Origin of the sequence: Bradyrhizobium sp. 27S5 (genome assembly GCF_037217225.1) — a bacterium.
Taxonomy (GTDB): Bacteria; Pseudomonadota; Alphaproteobacteria; order Rhizobiales; family Xanthobacteraceae; genus Bradyrhizobium; species Bradyrhizobium septentrionale.
In genome coordinates, this window is the sequence record NZ_CP147714.1 from 258,881 (window position 1) to 277,022 (window position 18,142).

The window sequence follows — 18,142 nt, forward strand, 5'->3', positions numbered from 1 at the left end:
CGAAGTGGGTGCCGGTTCGCGTGAAGAAAACGCGTCAAGACAAGAACCTGGAGCCCCGTTCCGATTCAATCGGAACGGGGCTCTAGAGCACGATCAAGAAGCGGGAAGCGGTCCGATCGAATCGCGCCCGCCCAACTGTCACAGAGTTTAGCTACAGGACCTCAATCATGGCTTCTTACGATCTCGTCGTCATCGGCACTGGCCCCGGCGGTTACGTCTGCGCGATCCGCGCGGCGCAGCTCGGCATGAAGGTTGCCGTCGTCGAGAAGAATGCGACGCTGGGCGGCACCTGCCTCAATGTCGGCTGCATGCCGTCGAAGGCGCTGCTGCACGCCTCCGAGATGTTCGAGGAGGCCGCGCACTCCTTCGCCAAGATGGGCGTCAGCGTCCCGGCGCCGAAGCTCGATCTGCCGGCGATGATGAATTTCAAGCAGCAGGGCATCGACGGCAACGTCAAGGGCGTCGAGTTCCTGATGAAGAAGAACAAGATCGACGTGCTCAAGGGCACCGGCAAGATCCTCGGCGCCGGCAAGGTCGAGGTCTCCGGCGACGGCAAATCCGAGACCGTCGAAACCAAGAACATCGTGATCGCCACCGGCTCCGACATCGCGCGGCTGAAGGGCATCGAGATCGACGAGAAGCGCGTCGTGTCCTCGACCGGCGCGCTGTCGCTGGAGAAGGTGCCTTCCAGCCTCTTGATCGTCGGCGCCGGCGTGATCGGGCTCGAGCTCGGCTCGGTCTGGCATCGCCTCGGTGCCAAGGTCACCGTCGTGGAATTCCTCGACCGCATCCTGCCCGGCATGGACGGCGAAGTGGCCAAGCAATTCCAGCGCATGCTGGAAAAGCAGGGTTTTGTCTTCAAGCTCGGCGCCAAGGTCACCTCGGTCGACACCTCGGGCAAGGCGCTGCAGGCCAAGATCGAGCCGGCCGCGGGCGGCGCCGCCGAAACCATCGAAGCCGACGTCGTGCTCGTCTGCATCGGCCGCGTGCCCTACACCGAGGGCCTCGGGCTGAAGGAAGCCGGCGTTGCGCTCGACAATCGCGGCCGGGTCGAGATCGACGCGCACTTCTCGACCAATGTGAAGGGCATCTACGCCATCGGCGACGTCGTGGCCGGGCCGATGCTTGCGCACAAGGCGGAAGACGAAGGCGTTGCCTGCGCCGAGATCATCGCGGGCCAGGCCGGCCACGTGAACTACGACGTCATCCCAGGTGTTGTGTATACCACGCCGGAAGTGTCGTCGGTCGGCAAGACCGAGGAAGACCTCAAGCAGGCCGGCGTCGCGTATACCGTCGGCAAATTCCCGTTCACCGCAAACGGCCGCTCCAAGGTCAACCAGACCACCGACGGCTTCGTGAAGGTTCTCGCAGATGCGAAGACGGATCGGGTGCTCGGCGTGCACATCGTCGGCCGGGAAGCCGGCGAAATGATCCATGAAGCCTGCGTTCTGATGGAATTCGGCGGATCGGCGGAAGATCTGGCCCGCACCTGCCACGCGCATCCGACCCGTTCCGAGGCGATCAAGGAAGCCGCGCTTGCGGTCGGCAAGCGCGCCATCCATATGTGATCGAACATCCGGCATGCGAGCCGGGCAGAGATCATAGCGATGCTGCGCCGCCTGCTTCAGCCGTTCTGGGTCCTGCTTGCGATCATCTTCCTGATCGAGGCTTGGCTATGGGACCACGTCGAACCGATCGTGGCGCGGGTGGTCGCGTGGATTCCGCTGCGCGCGCTCAAGCAATGGCTTGCCGACCGGGTCGATTCGCTGTCGCCGGCGATGACGCTGATCGTCTTCGTCGTGCCGGTCATCCCGCTGTTTCCGCTGAAGCTGGTCGGGCTCTGGCTGTTGGCGAACCAATACTGGCTCAGCGCGGTCTCGCTGATCCTGTTCGCCAAGATCGTCGGCGTCGGCGTGACGGCGTTCCTGTTCGACGTGACGCGGCCGAAGCTGCTGGAGATGCCCTGGTTCGAGGCACTCTATAATTTCGTCATGGGGCTGCGGGCCAAGGCCACCGCGCTGGTCGAACCGATCAAGCGGCGCATCCTCGAGGTGATCCGCGGCGACGGCGACGGCTGGTCGGCGCGCACGCTGCGCCTGATCGCGCGCTTCCGCAAAAGCGTGCATGAGACCAGCAAGGTTCTCTAAGCAACGCTTTTACCCCGTCATCCTGAGGAGGCCGCAGCGCGGCCGTCTCGAAGGATGCACGGCCCGGCCGGCGGCCGTCGATCCTTCGAGACGCGCGCAAGGGCGCGCTCCTCAGGATGACGGTCACAGAGCGTAGCCCAGCCCTTCAATGCAGATGCAGCAAATGCGGTTGGAACAGGCCGAGCAGCGTCATCACGATGCCGGCCAGCGTCACCAGACCCGACACCCAGGCCAGCGCGATGATGCCCGTGATGATCGTCGCTGACGCCAGCACGATGGCGATCTGGAAGGCGGCGGAGGCCAGCTCGAAGTGATGATACTTCGCGGTGGCCTCGTCGCGCTCATGCTCGGCGTGCTTGGCGCGTTCGGCGAGTTGCTCTGAACCTTCGCCAGTCTCCGGCTCCGAACGATAGCGCGCCGCGGTCTTCTGCCAGTCGTCGATCTGCTTCTGCAACGCAGCCTTGGCCGCTTCGTCGGTGGTGGTCGCGAGGTTCAGCTTGCCCTGTTCGGCGGCGGTCTGCACCGACGTGCGGCGGATGCTCTTGGCCTGGAAGAAGGCCCAGAGGTTGGACGCCTCGACGTTCTTGCTGATCGATTCGGTCTGGGCGCCCTTGCCGAGCGTCTCCGACAGCGCCAGGCAGAGCGCGATCACGGCGATCAGGAGTGCGATCTTCTTGTTCTCACCCGACGCATGCTCGGCATGCTCCGCGTGCTCCATACTTTCATGTGCGCTCATGATTCCCCTCCGGATGAGACCGCGCCACGATTGCCGAATGCGGCGCACAAGGCAAGGGGCGGGCGGTTTGTAGCAGTCCTATGAATATGAACGGCGCATGATGAACGGCGCATTGATGGGAGCGAAGCCCGCGCTGTGTTCTGAACTCAGATCCGGGCGTTCAGCCGCGCGGGTGCGCGGAGCGATAGACTTCGAGCAGGCGCTCGCTGTCGATGCCGGTGTAGATCTGCGTGGTCGACAGCGATGCGTGGCCGAGCAATTCCTGGATCGCACGCAAATCGCCGCCGCGGCTGAGCAGATGGGTGGCGAAGGAGTGCCGCAACGCATGCGGCGTTGCGCTGTCGGGCAGGCCGAGCGCGCCGCGCAGCCGCTCCATGGTGAGCTGGATGATGCGCGGGCTTAAGGGGCCGCCGCGGGCGCCTACGAACATCGGCCCGGTCGGGCTGAGCTGGTGCGGGCAGATCGCCGCATAGTCCGCGATCAATTGCAGCACGTTCTGCAGCACCGGCACCATGCGGGTCTTGTTGCCCTTGCCGGTCACGACAAGCACGTCGCCTTCGCCCGGCTTCGGCACGTCGCGGCGCTTCAGGCCGAGCGCCTCGGAGATGCGCAGGCCCGAACCGTAGAGCAGCGCCATGACGGCGGCATCACGCACCAGAATCCAGGTCTCGCGGGTTTCGTCAGCACGCTCGTCCGCGTCGGCAAGGCGCTTCGCTGCCTCGATATGGATCGGCTTCGGCAGGCTCTTCGCCACTTTGGGCGCGCGGATCGCCGAGAGCGCGCCGACCTTGCCCTTGCCTTCGCGTTCCAGGAAACGTCCGAACGAGCGCAGGCCCGCCAGCGCCCGCATCAGCGATCGCCCGCCGATCTCGTCTGCGCGGCGCATCGCCATGAAGGCGCGGACATCGCTCGCCTCGAGCGCGGAAAATGCCCTGAGCGTGACGCGCGCGCCCCAGTGCCCGGCCAGGAAGGTCAGGCATTGGCGCACATCGCGGGCGTAGGCCTCGAGCGTCTTCGGCGACAGCCGCCGCTCCGCGCGCAGATGCGACAGCCAGCGCGTCATCTCCTGCGTGACTGACGCGTCGGCGCAGTCGAGCTCGAGCGGCTGGATGGGCTGGTCGGTTCGGGCCATGTCTTGAGCGGCCATGTCTTGAACGGCCATGTCCTGAGGGCTATTGGCGCTGCGATTCTCCTGATTATATCGCACTGCCTTCGTTTACCGTTCGCTAAAGCGGCGCAGCGGTGATAGAGCGTTTTCGAGCGAAGTGGGCACCGGTTCGCGTGAAGAAAACGCGTCAAAACAAGAAGCTAGAGCTTCGGTTCTGATTTAATCAGAACCGAAAATGCTCTGGCCCGATCGGGTTTTCAAAGTTCTGATTCAATGGACCACACCACGCGCCCCGGCTCAGCCTCTGCATCGACGACAGACGTCGTCGACGTGCTGGTGCCTGTCGCGCTGAACCAGACCTATTCCTACCGCGTGCCGGGCGGCATGGAGCTTGCGCCCGGCGATGTGATCTGCGTTCCGCTCGGGCCGCGCGAGGTCGTCGCGGTGGTGTGGGCCGAGAATGCCAGGCCCGATCCGCGGCTGCACAACCGGCTCAAGGACGTCAGCGAGAAGCTCGATGTTCCCCCGCTCAAGGCGGAGCTGCGCCAGCTCGTCGACTGGGTCTCCAATTACACACTGTCGGCGCGCGGCATGGTGCTGCGGATGACGCTGCGGATGGGCGAGAATCTCGGGCCCGAGCGGATGCGCCTCGGGGTGCGCCTGGTCGGCGAGCCGCCGCGGCGCCTGACACCGGCGCGCCGGCGGGTGATCGAAGTGCTGTCGGACCGGTTGCTGCACGGCAAGTCGGAGGCGGCGCGAGAGGCCGGCGTCAGTTCCGGCGTGATCGACGGCCTGGTCGACGAGGGCACGCTGACGGTCGAGGCCATGCCGCCGCCGGCAGCGCCACCCGTTCCGGATCCCTCTTATGCGCAGCCGGATTTTTCGCGCGAGCAGCGCAGCGCGGTCGACGTGATGCGGACGCTGGCTGCGAGCGGCAGCTTTCACGTCGCGCTGCTCGACGGCGTCACCGGTTCCGGCAAGACCGAGGTCTATTTCGAGGCGATCGCCGAGAACATCCGCCGCGGCAAGCAGACCTTGATCCTGATGCCGGAAATCGCGCTGACCGGCCAGTTCCTCGACCGCTTTGCGCAGCGCTTCGGCGTGCGGCCGCTGGAATGGCATTCGGAGCTCACGCCGCGCACGCGGGCGCGCAACTGGGCTGCGATCTCCGAGGGCAAGGCGCCGGTCGTGGTCGGCGCCCGCTCCGCGCTGTTCCTGCCCTATGCCGATCTCGGCCTCATCATCGTCGATGAGGAGCACGACCAGGCCTACAAGCAGGACGAGGGCGCGCATTATCACGCGCGCGACATGGCGGTGGTCCGCGCCCATATCGCCAAGATCCCGATCGTGCTGGCGTCGGCGACGCCCTCGGTCGAGAGCGAGGTCAATGCGCGCAAGGGGCGTTACCAGCGCGTGGCGCTGCCGTCGCGGTTCGGCGGCCAGCACATGCCGCATATCGAGGCGATCGACATGCGCCGCGCGCCGCCCCCGCGCGGCCGTTTCATCTCGCCGGTGCTGGCCGAGCAGATTCGCCATGCGATCGAGCGCCGCGAACAGGCGCTATTGTTCCTCAACCGGCGCGGCTATGCGCCGCTGACGCTATGCCGTGCCTGCGGCCATCGCTTCGCCTGCACGATCTGCGATGCATGGCTGGTCGATCATAGATTCCGCCAGCGGCTGGTCTGCCATCACTGCGGCTTCTCGATGCCGCGCCCGAACATCTGCCCGCATTGCGCGGCCGAGGAATCGCTGGTCGCGGTCGGCCCCGGCGTCGAGCGCCTGCAGGAAGAGGCCGCAAGTATCTTCCCCGAGGCCCGCACCATGGTGCTGTCGAGCGATCTCATCACCTCGATCGAAACCATGCGCAGCGAGCTGAATGAGATCGCCGAGGGCCGCGTCGACATCATCATCGGAACACAGCTGGTGGCGAAGGGGCACAATTTCCCGCGGCTCAATCTGGTCGGCGTCATCGACGCCGATCTCGGCTTGAGCAATGGCGATCCGCGCGCCGCCGAGCGGACGTTCCAGTTGTTAAACCAGGTGGTCGGCCGCGCCGGCCGCGACCAGGGCCGCGGCGTCGGCTATCTGCAGACGCACCAGCCCGAGCATCCCGTCATCAAGGCCTTGATCGCCAATGACCGCGAGGCGTTCTACGCCAGCGAGATCGAGATTCGCGAGCGCACCGGCTATCCGCCGTTCGGCCGGCTGGCGAGTCTGATCGTCTCCGCCGGCGACCGTCCGACGGCGGAAGGCTTTGCGCGCAAGCTCGCCGCGGTCGCGCCGCTCGATGAGCGGATCCAGGTGCTCGGCCCCGCCGAGGCGCCGCTTGCGGTCATCAAGGGCCGCTATCGCTTCCGCCTGCTGGTGAAGTCGCTGCGCAATGTCGACCTGTCGCAATATCTGCGCGAGTGGCTTGAGGCGGGTCCGAAGACCAAGGGCAATCTGAAGCTCGAGGTCGACGTCGATCCGCAGAGCTTCCTGTAAGCCATGGTCATTCCGAGATGGTCCGTCAGGACCAGACCCGGAATCTCGAGATTCCGGGTTCGATGCTGCGCATCGCCCCGGAATGACACGTCAAAGAAAAAGCCTGCCGTCATTCGCGACGGCAGGCCTTTGGCGCGAAGCAGGCCTCGCGGCCGTTACGCAACGCAACGCTTACTGAACGCGTTACGAGACGACCTCGGCAGTGACGCGGCCGACGCCGGCACCGGTCAGGCCAATGGCGCGCGCTGCGCCGGTCGAGAGGTCGAGCACGCGGCCGCGGATGAACGGGCCACGATCGTTGATGGTGACGACGACGCTGCGGCCGCCATGGGTGACGCGGAGCTTGGTGCCGAATGGCAGCGAGCGGTGGGCCGCGGTCATGGCGTTCTGGTTGAAGCGCTGGCCGGAAGCGGTGCGGCTGCCCGATTCATTGCCGTAGAAGGAAGCCATTCCCGAGAACGAGTGGCCGCCGGACGGCTGGATCGATGCATTGGCGTCGCGCCAGGACGAGCCTTCGGCGCGGGCGTGGTGATGATGGTGGTGGCGATGATGGTGGTGCCTGGACTTCGCGGACGCCTCCGTCACGGTGCCCCCGACCAGAAGAGTTGCGGCTACAAAAGCAAGCGCCGTACGCGAGCGGGTACCATTGCCCGCCGCCTTCTTGATATTCATTGATAAGACCCTCAGACAGTATTGCCGCTAACACGGCAAGTGGACCCCCGTCCCTTCGTTGACCAATGCCGTTTGGTTTCGCAATGAGGCACGAATTGGGCAGTAAATCCCGATTGTCTCGCGTTGAAATATCTTGTTACCGCTTCGGGGTATTCGAGCGAGGTTCCGTAATCTTGTCTGTTAATCAATTTTTAACGATAACTATACTCATGAATACTGATTAGAGGGGCGCTGGTAAGTTTTCGGTAAGTAATCGCCAAATGAAGCGGACGCCCGTTTTGGGTTCCCTGCGCTAGGAACCATGGGCCCATGCAGATTTTCGATGGAACAAATCTGCGGTGACCTGAATCGGTGTCGGCGGGACGGATTTCCGCGCGCCGAATTTTCATGATTCGGCGGCTCGCTGCGGTCGTCAAAAACCGCATGCGACAAGGCGGCTCGCGCGATGCCGTCATGTTGCACCTGCGCGATTGCTATGTTAGCAAAGCCGCGATTTTAACGGTCCCGGCACGTCCTGTGCCGGTCGAAAATCGAAGTCCCGCTTGAATTCCAAGGGCTTGGATCGCTAGGCGCTGCTTTGGTGGCGACGGTTTTTCCCTTGTGAATTTGACAGCAAAAAAGAGCGAGCTCGTGGCTGCTGAAGATCCGTCCGTTTCGGGAGTGTCCGGTCGTTACGCAACGGCCCTGTTCGAGTTGGCGCGCGACGAGCAATCCGTCGATCAAGTCAGGGCCGACCTCGACAAATTCGAGGCCATGCTCAACGAGAGCGCCGATCTCAAGCGTCTCGTTCGCAGCCCGGTGTTTTCCAAGGATGCCCAGCTGAAGGCGCTGACCGCGGTGCTCGACAAGGCCGGTATCTCCGGCACGTCGGCCAAATTCCTCAAGGTGCTCACCGCCAATCGCCGGCTGTTCGCAATTGCCGATGTGATCCGCGCCTATCGCGCGCTGGTGGCGAAGTTCAAGGGCGAGGCGACTGCGGAAGTCACCGTCGCCGAGCAGCTCAATGACAAGAATCTCGACGCGCTGAAGGCCGCACTGAAATCAGTGACGGGCAAGGACGTCGCGCTTAACGTGAAGGTCGATCCCTCCATTATCGGTGGCCTCGTGGTCAAGCTTGGCAGCCGCATGGTGGATAGTTCGCTTCGCACCAAACTCAATTCGATCAAGAACGCGATGAAAGAGGCAGGCTGATGGACATCCGCGCCGCAGAAATTTCTGCGATCCTCAAGGACCAGATCAAGAATTTCGGCCAGGAAGCCGAAGTCACCGAAGTTGGCCAGGTGCTGTCGGTCGGTGACGGTATTGCCCGCGTCTACGGTCTCGACAACGTTCAGGCCGGTGAAATGGTCGAGTTCGAGAACGGCACGCGCGGCATGGCGCTCAACCTCGAAACCGACAACGTTGGTATCGTGATCTTCGGCGCCGACCGCGAAATCAAGGAAGGCCAGACCGTCAAGCGCACCCGCGCCATCGTGGACGCGCCGATCGGCAAGGGCCTGCTCGGCCGCGTCGTCGATGCGCTCGGCAACCCGATCGACGGCAAGGGTCCGATCCAGGCGACCGAACGCAAGCGCGTCGACGTCAAGGCGCCCGGCATCATTCCGCGCAAGTCGGTCAACGAGCCGATGGCCACCGGCCTGAAGGCGATCGATGCGCTGATTCCGATCGGCCGCGGCCAGCGCGAGCTGATCATCGGTGACCGTCAGACCGGCAAGACCGCGATCGCGCTCGACACGATCCTGAACCAGAAGCCGCTCAACGCCCAGCCGGACGAGAACCTCAAGCTGTATTGCGTCTACGTCGCGATCGGCCAGAAGCGCTCCACCGTCGCGCAGTTCGTCAAGGTGCTCGAAGAGCAGGGCGCGCTGGAATACTCGATCATTGTCGCGGCGACCGCGTCCGATCCGGCCCCGATGCAGTACATCGCGCCGTTCACCGCCTGCACCATGGGCGAATACTTCCGCGACAACGGCATGCACGCCGTGATCATCTATGACGACTTGTCCAAGCAGGCCGTCGCCTATCGCCAGATGTCGCTGCTGCTGCGCCGTCCGCCGGGCCGCGAAGCCTATCCGGGCGACGTGTTCTATCTGCATTCCCGCCTGCTCGAGCGCGCCGCCAAGCTCAACAAGGAGCATGGCTTGGGCTCGCTGACGGCGCTGCCGGTCATCGAAACCCAGGCCAACGACGTGTCGGCCTACATCCCGACCAACGTGATTTCGATCACCGACGGCCAGATCTTCCTGGAAACCGACCTGTTCTTCCAGGGCATCCGCCCTGCCGTGAACGTCGGTCTGTCGGTGTCGCGCGTCGGTTCGTCGGCGCAGACCAAGGCGACCAAGAAGGTGGCCGGCAAGATCAAGGGCGAACTCGCGCAGTACCGCGAAATGGCGGCGTTCGCGCAGTTCGGTTCGGACCTCGATGCCTCGACGCAGCGCCTGCTCAACCGTGGCTCGCGCCTGACCGAACTCCTGAAGCAGCCGCAGTTCTCGCCGCTGAAGATGGAAGAGCAGGTCTGCGTGATCTGGGCCGGCACCAACGGTTATCTCGATCCGCTGCCGCTTAACAAGGTGAAGGCGTTCGAGGACGGTCTGCTGTCGCTGCTGCGCGGCAAGAACGCCGACATCCTCGATGCGATCCGCACGAGCCGCGATCTGTCCGACGACACCGCCGCCAAGCTCAAGACGGCGGTCGAAGGCTTCGCCAAGACGTTTGCATAACGAATGGGACGTCGCCCGGCTCGCCGCCGGGCGTGACGAACGGAGGCTTGCGATCTGACCGTTGTGGTCGGATCGCCGGGGTGAACGAAGAATGGCGTCACTAAAAGACATGCGGGTCCGCATCGCCTCGACCAAGGCGACGCAGAAGATCACCAAGGCCATGCAGATGGTCGCAGCCTCGAAGCTGCGCCGCGCGCAGAACGCCGCCGAAGCGGCGCGGCCTTATGCCACCAAAATGGATGCGGTGATTTCCAACATCGCCGCCGCGGCCAATGGCTCGCCCGGCGCGCCACGTCTGCTTGCGGGCACCGGTCAGGACCAAGTGCACCTGCTGCTGGTCTGCACCGGCGAGCGCGGCCTGTCCGGCGCTTTCAACTCCGCCATCGTGCGCCTGGCGCGCGAGCGGGCACAGTCGCTGCTTGCGCAGGGCAAGGAAGTCAAATTCTTCTGTGTCGGCCGCAAAGGCTACGAGCAGCTGCGGCGGACCTTCGAGAAGCGCATTGTCGAGCATCTCGACCTGCGTTCGGTGCGCCAGATCGGCTTTGTCAATGCCGAGGACATTGCCCAGAAGGTGCTGGCGCGGTTCGACGCCGGCGAATTCGATGTCTGCACGCTGTTCTACTCGCGCTTCCAGTCGGTGATCGCGCAGATCCCGACCGCGCAGCAGATCATCCCGCTCGAGGTGGCTGCGCCCGCGGCCAGCGCGGCCCCCGCCACGTCCTACGAATACGAGCCTGAAGAAGACGAGATTCTCGGCAGCCTGTTGCCGCGCAACCTCGCGGTGCAGATTTTCCGCGCGCTGCTGGAGAACAACGCCTCGTTCTACGGCGCGCAGATGAGCGCGATGGACAGCGCGACGCGCAACGCAGGCGAAATGATCCGCAAGCAAACCCTGATTTACAACCGGACCCGCCAGGCCCAGATCACGAAGGAGCTGATTGAAATCATCTCCGGCGCTGAGGCGGTCTAAGGCAGATTTCGAAGGAGAACAGTCCATGGCTACAGCAGCCAACCAGAACGGTCGCGTCACCCAGGTCACGGGCGCCGTGGTCGACGTGCAGTTCGAAGGCCACCTTCCGGCGATTCTGAATGCGCTCGAGACCAAGAATGGCGGCAATCGCCTGGTGCTCGAAGTCGCGCAGCATCTCGGCGAGTCGACGGTGCGTACCATCGCGATGGATATCACCGAGGGTCTGGTCCGCGGTCAAGAAGTGACCGACACCGGCGAGCCGATCCGGGTGCCGGTCGGCGAAGGCACGCTCGGCCGCATCATCAACGTGATCGGCGAGCCGATCGACGAAGCCGGTCCGATCAAGTCCGAAGGCCTGCGCGCCATCCATCAGGAAGCGCCGACCTACACCGACCAGTCGACCGAAGCCGAAATCCTCGTCACCGGCATCAAGGTCGTCGATCTTCTTGCTCCGTACGCGAAGGGTGGCAAGATCGGCCTGTTCGGCGGCGCCGGCGTCGGCAAGACCGTGCTGATTCAGGAACTGATCAACAACGTCGCGAAGGCGCACGGTGGTTACTCGGTGTTCGCCGGCGTCGGCGAGCGTACCCGTGAAGGCAACGACCTCTATCACGAGTTCATCGAATCGAAGGTCAACGCCGATCCGCACAATCCGGATCCGAGCGTGAAGTCGAAGTGCGCGCTGGTGTTCGGCCAGATGAACGAGCCGCCGGGCGCCCGTGCCCGCGTCGGCCTGACCGGTCTGACGGTTGCCGAGCACTTCCGCGACCAGGGCCAGGACGTGCTGTTCTTCGTCGACAACATCTTCCGCTTCACCCAGGCGGGCTCGGAAGTGTCGGCGCTGCTCGGCCGTATTCCTTCGGCGGTGGGTTATCAGCCGACGCTCGCGACCGACATGGGCGCGCTGCAGGAGCGCATCACCACCACCCAGAAGGGCTCGATCACTTCGGTGCAGGCGATCTACGTGCCGGCCGACGACTTGACCGACCCGGCGCCCGCCACCTCGTTCGCGCACTTGGACGCCACCACGGTGCTGTCGCGCGCGATCTCGGAAAAGGGCATCTATCCGGCGGTGGATCCGCTCGACTCGACCTCGCGCATGCTGTCGGCGCTCGTCGTCGGCGACGAGCACTACAACACCGCGCGCATGGTCCAGCAGATCCTGCAGCGCTACAAGTCGCTGCAGGACATCATCGCCATTCTCGGCATGGACGAACTGTCGGAAGAGGACAAGCTGACAGTCGCCCGCGCCCGCAAGGTCGAGCGCTTCCTGTCGCAGCCGTTCCACGTCGCCGAAGTCTTCACCGGCTCGCCGGGCAAGTTCGTCGACCTCGCCGACACCATCAAGGGTTTCCGCGATCTCTGCCAGGGCAAGTACGACCATCTGCCGGAAGCGGCGTTCTACATGGTCGGCACCATCGAAGAAGCCGTCGAGAAGGGCAAGAAGCTCGCCGCCGAAGCGGCCTAAGCAAGTGAATGGCGAATAGGGAGTAGCGAATAGTCAATCGCGCACTCCCTATGCCGCCGCTCGCTATTCGCTACTCACTATTCGTAGGTTTTCCATGGCCACCTTCCACTTCGATCTCGTCTCTCCCGAAAAGCTCGCCTTCTCCGGCGAGGTCGATCAGGTCGACGTCCCCGGCGTGGAGGGTGATTTCGGTGTGCTCGCCGGCCATGCACCGGTCGTCGCCACGGTTCGTCCGGGGATCCTGACGATCACGGCCGCCGGCAAGCGCGAGAAGGTGATCGTGCTCGGCGGCCTTGCCGAGGTGTCGGACAAGGGCCTCACCGTGCTCGCCGACGTCGCGACCGCGATTGCGGATCTCGATCGTGCGAAGTTTGCCGAGACGATCGCCGAGATGGAGGAAAAGCTCTCCGAGCACGAGGGGACCGAACTCGACCACGCGATCGAGCGGCTCGATCACTTCAAGGGCATCCAGCACGAGCTCAACGCGACGGCTATGCACTAAGGCGCGATTGCCTAGTCGCGATCGCGCCGTTGCGTCCGGGTGAGCCGGACCTCCTTGTGAAATCGCTCACATTTCCAGTCATCGGCTACGAAACTTGAATAATTCAACGCTCGCCGCATCCTGGCGGGCGCCGAATGCTTGTTGCGCCTGCGAGCGTCTGGCGGCATTCTGCCCGCTATATTTGGGTTCCGGGGCTGGTGCTCATGAAGCGCAAGATCGCGGCGATCTTTGCGGCCGATATTGCAGGCTATAGTCGATTGGTTGCCGAGGATGAGGAAGAGACGCTGCGGCGGCTCGCCTCCTACCGGCAGGTCACCGACGATTTCATTGCGAAATGCGGTGGCCGCATCTTCAACACCGCGGGCGATGCGGTGCTTGCGGAATTTCCCAGCGCCGTTGAAGCCGTGCGCTGCGCGATCGACATCCAGGAAAGCCTGCGCACGCGCAACATGGCGTATCCGCCAAGCCGGCAGATGGCGTTTCGAATCGGCATCACCATCGGCGACGTCGTCGAGCGCGATGGCGATCTGCTCGGCGATGGCGTCAATATCGCCGCGCGGCTCGAAGGCCTCGCCGAGGTCGGCGGCATCTGCATATCGCGCGCGGTGCACGAACAGGTCGCCAACAAGCTGTCGGTGCAGTTCGCCGACATCGGCGCGCAGGAAGTGAAGAACATCCCGACCCCCGTGCACGCCTATATGGTGGCGATGCGGCGCGAGGACGGCACCTACGCGACGCCGCAGGTCAAGAAGCCGGTCAAGGCCGCCCCTGCGGGTGCGCCGGCCTGGATGTGGCCCGCCGCCATCACCCTGGTGCTCTTGGCGGCGATCGGCGTCGGCGGCTTCCTCACCTACGCCAAGCTGGAAACGTCGGCGACGAAGCCCGCTTCCGTGGCGAGCTCCACTCCGACATCCGCGCCCGCGGCATCCGCATCACCGGCGCCATCGGCCGCACCGTCGCCATCAGCATCGACGGCGCCGCCTGCCCCGGCGAAACCTGCGCCTGCGCCGAATCTGGCCGCGCCGGCCTCTCCGGTGCCGCCGTCACCGCCACCTTCGATTTCATCGGGCGATAGGTTCGTCGCCGACAGCACGCCCTTCGTCAGCGACCGCACCCGTAGCGCGCTCGTGGCCGAATATTTGCCCGCAGGCGATTCCAAGGCGGTGGCCCTCAACATCAACGGCTTCGTCGGATGGAGCGTGGCGCAGCCGAGCGAGGACGCGGCGAAGACGGCGGCACTCGAGCTGTGCCAGAAGCGCGCCGACAATGCCAACTCGCCGCGCAAGTGCGAACTGTATGCCGTCGGCAACACCGTTGTGTATGCCCATGGCCAGCCTCCGCTGCCGCCCTTGCCATGGGTGAAGCGCGATGGGCTGGTTGAGAAGCCGTACGCCACCAAGGACGTTCCGCTGTTGCGCGACCCGGCCAAGGCCCGGCTCGACAACCTGTTCGTGCCGGGGCGGAAGACGCGGACCATCGCGCTCGGTCCGGGCGGGCATTTCTTCTTCAATTCAGGCATCGATTCGCTCGAGGAATCGGCGCGCCGCAACCTGCAAGCCTGCGGGGCGGTCGCGGGCGTGCCCTGCACGATCGTCGTGGTCGACGATGTCTTCGTGGTGCCGATTCCGACCACGTTGCGTGTCACGGGCTTCTTCAAGGCCGCGGACAGCTCGGTCATCGCGCCGGGCGAACGCAATGAAGTTGCACGGAAGCTCGCCGATGCGACGGCGGGTTGGAATGCGATCGCGGTCGGCGCGCAGGGACGGCCGGGGCTCGGATTGAAGGCCGCCAACGAACAGACCGCGGTGAATTCGGCGCTCGGCGAGTGCGTCAAGCGCGACAGCGATTGTCGTGTCATCGCAATCGGTCCGTTCGCGGTTGGCCCGAACTAGAGCATGGTTCGGAAACTGTGAAGCAGTTTACAGCGAGAATCGTGCACAAATGACAAGTTGCAGCGCGATGACGAATTGGCCCGATCGCATCGCGATTTCATCCCTGATGTAACGGACAAGAAGCTGTGCTGACTTTCTCGACTGATGCTCTCCGCCCGCAAGACCGTTTCGAGCACTGGTGCGAGGTCCGCGGCAAAAGCCTGTTCGGGGTCACGATCGAGCTCGACCGTGACAAGCGGCCCGATTTCCGTGGACGGTTCTCCGCAACGCCCGTCGGTGAGGCGGTGCTGGCGGAAATGTCGGCATCCTCCTATCGCGTCAGCAGGACCTCGTCCGATATCGCACGCGTCCCGAGCAACAGCCTGCATCTTGCGTGGCAGGTGCGCGGGCCCGGTCACATGGATATTGGCCGCGATCGCGTCCAGTACGTGCGCAATGGAGATCTGGTGTTCGGCCACTCCAATCTTCCGTTTGCCTCGAAGCCGGAACGCACCGACGGCTTTCATTTCTACAGCCTCAAGATTCCCGTCACCAGCGAGCTTGTGCTCGATGCGCGGATCGAGGACGTGCCGCCGGTGATGCTGTCGCGGGATGCCGGGCTGACCCGGCTTGTCGGCGCCATGTTCCGCGCGATGACACATGATCCCGCGCAGGCCGGGCAGTTCGCCGGCGACGTCACGCATATGGTGCGTCTGGCGCTGCTTGCGCGCGGGCGCGTGCGGCCGCGCCAGGATGAAATCCGTGCCGCGCTGCATGCGGGCTACCTCCACGCCGCGCGCGAGATCCTGCTCCGCGACCTGCATCGGCCGTCGCTCACGCCGGCCGCAGTGGCCACGGAGCTTTGCATTTCACTGCGGCAATTGCATGCGCTGTTCGAGCCGACCGGCCTGTCGTTTGCGCGGACGCTGACGGCGGCAAGGCTGAAGGAGGCGAGGCGGTCTCTCTACCTCATGCAGGAGCGGGGCATCGACGAGATCGCGTTCTCATGCGGCTTCGACAGCATCGCGACCTTCTATCGCGTGTTCCGCGCGACCTATGGCATGACGCCGGGCGACGCACGGCGCGTTGGGCCTGCAGATCAGCCGGCGAATTCCGCAAACCGGGTCGCGACCGCGCGATAGACGTCGCGCCGGAACGGCACCACGAGATCGGCGACGCGGTCGAGGCGCTCCCAGCGCCATTGATCGAATTCCGCGGGCTGGTTGTTGCGCGGCGTCAACGGATCGATCTCGTCGTCGCGCCCGGTGAAGCGCAGCGCGAACCACTTTTGCCGCTGGCCACGAAATCGTGCCAGACGGTGTGTTTCCGGCACATGATGGGACGGAAATTCGTAGGTCATCCAGTCGGTCTCGCCGAGATAGTCGGCGTTGACGGCCCCGGTCTCTTCCCACAATTCGCGCATCACGGCCTGGCGCGGATCCTCGCCCGCGTCGATGCCGCCTTGCGGCATCTGCCATTCGAGGTTGGGCAATACGATCTCCGGACCATCGTCCTTGATCCGGTGGCCGATCAGCACGCGTCCAGCGGCGTTGAACAGCGCAATGCCCACATTGGGGCGATAGGGCTTATCTGATGACATCTCGGTTGCGTACGCCGTGGGTCTATTTGGCCGCCAAACCGGCGAATTCCTTCACGACGCGCTCATAGACCGGGCGCTTGAACGGCACAATCAGCTCCGGCAGATTCTTCATCGGCTCCCAGCGCCAGGACATGAACTCGGCCTTGTGGCCACCGCCACCGGGATTGGAGACGTTGATCTCCTTCTCCTCGCCGGTGAAGCGCAAGGCGAACCATTTTTGCCGCTGGCCGCGATAGCGGCCTTTCCAGGCGCGCCCCGCGACGGTGCGCGGGATGTCATAGATCAGCCAGTCCGGGACCTCGCCGAGCTTTTCCACTGATTTGACGCTGGTCTCTTCATAGAGCTCGCGCCTCGCGGCCTGAAACGTATCCTCTCCGGGATCGACGCCGCCTTGCGGCATCTGCCAGACATGAGCGTCGTCGACATGCTCGATGCCGCCGGCGCGGCGTCCGATGAAGACCAGCCCCGCGGTGTTCAGCAGCATGATGCCGACGCAGGTTCGATAGGGCAGGTCTTCATAACGTGCCATGCTGCCGCTACCTCGTACAGTTTCCGGAGCCGCCGACCCGGCCCCCGGCAAGGTCTCAAGCTGCACCAACGGATTGATCTTTAGCCCGATTTTGATTTCAGCATCGCCGTTGTCAATGGCACAAGCATGATGCCCTTGGAGTCCAGTGTCTTGAGCCAGGCGCCGAGCCGTTCGATCGAGACCGGCAGCGCCGAGGCGACGCCCACGGCGGTGCCGCGTTCCTTGGCGATCGTCTCCAGCTTGACCAGCGCGCGGTCGATTTCCGCCGACGTCGGCACCGCGTCGATGGCGAAATCGGCCCTGGCGAACGGCAGCGCCTGGCCGGCGGCGAGGCTCTGCGCGACGCTGCGCGGGGTGGAACCGTCATCGAAATAGCTCAGGCCGCGCTTGGCCGCTTCGCGGACGATGGGCTGCATCACGAGATCGGTTGCGACGAACCGGGCACCCATGAAATTGGCGATCCCGGCATAGCCCTGCAGGCGGCTCAGGTGCCAATAGAAGCGGTCGAGATTCTGCTCGCTGCCGAGCGTCGTCAGCAAGGTCTGCGGCCCCGGATCGTTGTCGGGATAGTCGAACGGCTCCATCGGGATCTGCAGCAGGATCTCGTGGCGTTGGGTCCGGGCGCGTTCCGCAAGCTTGCCGGGGTCGGCGCCATAGGGCGTGAAGGCCAGCGTCACGGCCGGCGGCAGCTTCATGATGGCATCAGTGGTCTTGGCGGCACCGACGCCGAGGCCGGCGACCACAATGGCGACCACCGGCATCCGGCCCGCCTTGGCGCGGTCGGCGTCGGCCGCATAGACCGTGAACGGCTTCAGGCCGTCGGCGACCACCGGGATCATGCCATAGCGCGACTTTTCCAGCAGGCGGGGGTCGATGCCGGTCATCGCGAGCGCCGGCGCGTCGCCATCGCCCTTGTCGGCGGGATCGGCGGCGCCGATCACCACGTCCTGGCGCTTGCCGCTGGAACCGTCGATGATGGTGACGGTCTTCGCGTCTTTGGCGTCGCCGGCTGCGGCCGGTGTCTTGGCGGGGGATTTGGCCACCGGTTCGGCCTGGCCGGCCGGGGCGCGCTTGTCGTCGGCAACTGCGGGCGGGGGCGTGCCGAGCGCGATACGGGCCATCGGTTCGCCGCCGAGCGGATTGTCGTTGAACAGCGCGACGCCGCCGAAACCGACCAGCACGAGCCCGAGCAGCACGGCAAGCGCCTGCATCGCCGTGAATGGCAGGCGGACGCGGCGCCTCCTGCCCTTGGTCGTCTGCCCAAGCGGCGTGCTCAGTTCGTCGGCCGCCTCTGCCATGACCCTCCCCGAATCAACAGGGCGAACGATAGCACGA

At 64.6% G+C, this 18,142-nt stretch carries 16 protein-coding genes; 10 read left to right on the forward strand and 6 right to left on the reverse strand.

The features are described 5' to 3' along the window. Positions 1–167: 167 nt before the first annotated feature. Positions 168–1,568 carry a dihydrolipoyl dehydrogenase gene (gene lpdA / locus WDM24_RS01260; protein ID WP_338830141.1) on the forward strand — a complete coding sequence of 467 codons (1,401 nt, stop codon included), beginning with the start codon at positions 168–170 and terminating at the stop codon, positions 1,566–1,568. A gap of 39 nt (positions 1,569–1,607) precedes the next feature. Next, the gene (locus tag WDM24_RS01265; protein WP_338830142.1) at positions 1,608–2,147 is read left to right on the forward strand and encodes a hypothetical protein; all 540 of its coding nucleotides are present in this window, start codon (positions 1,608–1,610) and stop codon (positions 2,145–2,147) included. Positions 2,148–2,292: 145 nt separating this feature from the next. On the opposite strand, the gene WDM24_RS01270 is transcribed toward WDM24_RS01265, so the two are convergent. Further along, complete coding sequence (locus WDM24_RS01270) at positions 2,293–2,883, reverse strand: DUF4337 domain-containing protein (RefSeq protein ID WP_338830143.1); 591 nt, start codon at positions 2,881–2,883, stop codon at positions 2,293–2,295. Between the two features lie 160 nt (positions 2,884–3,043). Continuing rightward, entirely contained in the window at positions 3,044–4,015 is a 972-nt protein-coding gene (locus WDM24_RS01275) for a tyrosine recombinase XerC (RefSeq protein WP_338832555.1), read from the reverse strand. Between the two features lie 249 nt (positions 4,016–4,264). On the opposite strand from WDM24_RS01275, the gene WDM24_RS01280 reads away from it, so the two are divergent. Then, on the forward strand, positions 4,265–6,475 hold the full coding sequence (locus WDM24_RS01280) for a primosomal protein N' (protein ID WP_338830144.1): 2,211 nt from the start codon (positions 4,265–4,267) through the stop codon (positions 6,473–6,475). A gap of 183 nt (positions 6,476–6,658) precedes the next feature. Here WDM24_RS01280 and WDM24_RS01285 read toward each other — a convergent pair whose 3' ends face one another. Continuing rightward, positions 6,659–7,147: a septal ring lytic transglycosylase RlpA family protein gene (locus WDM24_RS01285; RefSeq protein ID WP_338830145.1), complete on the reverse strand. Its 489-nt coding sequence runs from the start codon at positions 7,145–7,147 to the stop codon at positions 6,659–6,661. Positions 7,148–7,777: 630 nt separating this feature from the next. On the opposite strand from WDM24_RS01285, the gene WDM24_RS01290 reads away from it, so the two are divergent. The 7 genes from WDM24_RS01290 to WDM24_RS01320 all read left to right on the forward strand — a co-directional run bounded on the left by WDM24_RS01290 (position 7,778) and on the right by WDM24_RS01320 (position 15,820). Then, complete coding sequence (locus WDM24_RS01290; RefSeq protein WP_338830146.1) at positions 7,778–8,338, forward strand: F0F1 ATP synthase subunit delta; 561 nt, start codon at positions 7,778–7,780, stop codon at positions 8,336–8,338. Continuing rightward, positions 8,338–9,867 carry a F0F1 ATP synthase subunit alpha gene (gene atpA / locus WDM24_RS01295; RefSeq protein ID WP_038384679.1) on the forward strand — a complete coding sequence of 510 codons (1,530 nt, stop codon included), beginning with the start codon at positions 8,338–8,340 and terminating at the stop codon, positions 9,865–9,867. Before WDM24_RS01290 ends, atpA begins: the two co-directional genes overlap by 1 nt. A gap of 91 nt (positions 9,868–9,958) precedes the next feature. Continuing rightward, the gene (locus WDM24_RS01300) at positions 9,959–10,837 is read left to right on the forward strand and encodes a F0F1 ATP synthase subunit gamma (RefSeq protein ID WP_166300617.1); all 879 of its coding nucleotides are present in this window, start codon (positions 9,959–9,961) and stop codon (positions 10,835–10,837) included. 25 nt (positions 10,838–10,862) lie between these two features. After that, positions 10,863–12,305: a F0F1 ATP synthase subunit beta gene (gene atpD / locus WDM24_RS01305; protein ID WP_029081341.1), complete on the forward strand. Its 1,443-nt coding sequence runs from the start codon at positions 10,863–10,865 to the stop codon at positions 12,303–12,305. 94 nt (positions 12,306–12,399) lie between these two features. Further along, entirely contained in the window at positions 12,400–12,807 is a 408-nt protein-coding gene (locus tag WDM24_RS01310; RefSeq protein WP_166300619.1) for a F0F1 ATP synthase subunit epsilon, read from the forward strand. A 203-nt stretch (positions 12,808–13,010) separates the two neighbouring features. Further along, on the forward strand, positions 13,011–14,699 hold the full coding sequence (locus WDM24_RS01315; protein WP_338830149.1) for an adenylate/guanylate cyclase domain-containing protein: 1,689 nt from the start codon (positions 13,011–13,013) through the stop codon (positions 14,697–14,699). Positions 14,700–14,824: 125 nt separating this feature from the next. Next, on the forward strand, positions 14,825–15,820 hold the full coding sequence (locus WDM24_RS01320) for an AraC family transcriptional regulator (protein WP_338830150.1): 996 nt from the start codon (positions 14,825–14,827) through the stop codon (positions 15,818–15,820). Here the strand turns inward: WDM24_RS01320 and WDM24_RS01325 are convergent. From WDM24_RS01325 to WDM24_RS01335, 3 genes are all read right to left on the reverse strand, one after another. Further along, the gene (locus WDM24_RS01325) at positions 15,778–16,278 is read right to left on the reverse strand and encodes an RNA pyrophosphohydrolase (protein WP_338830151.1); all 501 of its coding nucleotides are present in this window, start codon (positions 16,276–16,278) and stop codon (positions 15,778–15,780) included. The two genes, WDM24_RS01320 and WDM24_RS01325, sit on opposite strands and share 43 nt — an antisense overlap. Positions 16,279–16,300: 22 nt before the next feature. Beyond that, entirely contained in the window at positions 16,301–16,807 is a 507-nt protein-coding gene (locus WDM24_RS01330) for an RNA pyrophosphohydrolase (RefSeq protein WP_029081346.1), read from the reverse strand. Between the two features lie 80 nt (positions 16,808–16,887). Beyond that, positions 16,888–18,105, reverse strand: coding sequence for a divergent polysaccharide deacetylase family protein (locus WDM24_RS01335; RefSeq protein ID WP_338830152.1), 1,218 nt, complete (start codon positions 18,103–18,105; stop codon positions 16,888–16,890). Positions 18,106–18,142 lie beyond the last annotated feature (37 nt).

Excerpts from the sequence above, each read along its gene's own strand:
- WDM24_RS01285 (WP_338830145.1), bottom strand. The coding sequence starts at position 7,147 with ATGAATATCAAGAAGGCGGCGGGCAATGGTACCCGCTCGCGTACGGCG.
- WDM24_RS01335 (WP_338830152.1), bottom strand. The coding sequence starts at position 18,105 with ATGGCAGAGGCGGCCGACGAACTGAGCACGCCGCTTGGGCAGACGACC.
- atpD (WP_029081341.1), top strand. The coding sequence starts at position 10,863 with ATGGCTACAGCAGCCAACCAGAACGGTCGCGTCACCCAGGTCACGGGC.
- lpdA (WP_338830141.1), top strand. The coding sequence starts at position 168 with ATGGCTTCTTACGATCTCGTCGTCATCGGCACTGGCCCCGGCGGTTAC.
- WDM24_RS01315 (WP_338830149.1), top strand. The coding sequence starts at position 13,011 with ATGAAGCGCAAGATCGCGGCGATCTTTGCGGCCGATATTGCAGGCTAT.
- WDM24_RS01275 (WP_338832555.1), bottom strand. The coding sequence starts at position 4,015 with ATGGCCCGAACCGACCAGCCCATCCAGCCGCTCGAGCTCGACTGCGCC.
- WDM24_RS01280 (WP_338830144.1), top strand. The coding sequence starts at position 4,265 with ATGGACCACACCACGCGCCCCGGCTCAGCCTCTGCATCGACGACAGAC.
- WDM24_RS01265 (WP_338830142.1), top strand. The coding sequence starts at position 1,608 with ATGCTGCGCCGCCTGCTTCAGCCGTTCTGGGTCCTGCTTGCGATCATC.
- WDM24_RS01325 (WP_338830151.1), bottom strand. The coding sequence starts at position 16,278 with ATGTCATCAGATAAGCCCTATCGCCCCAATGTGGGCATTGCGCTGTTC.
- WDM24_RS01270 (WP_338830143.1), bottom strand. The coding sequence starts at position 2,883 with ATGAGCGCACATGAAAGTATGGAGCACGCGGAGCATGCCGAGCATGCG.
- atpA (WP_038384679.1), top strand. The coding sequence starts at position 8,338 with ATGGACATCCGCGCCGCAGAAATTTCTGCGATCCTCAAGGACCAGATC.
- WDM24_RS01330 (WP_029081346.1), bottom strand. The coding sequence starts at position 16,807 with ATGGCACGTTATGAAGACCTGCCCTATCGAACCTGCGTCGGCATCATG.
- WDM24_RS01300 (WP_166300617.1), top strand. The coding sequence starts at position 9,959 with ATGGCGTCACTAAAAGACATGCGGGTCCGCATCGCCTCGACCAAGGCG.
- WDM24_RS01310 (WP_166300619.1), top strand. The coding sequence starts at position 12,400 with ATGGCCACCTTCCACTTCGATCTCGTCTCTCCCGAAAAGCTCGCCTTC.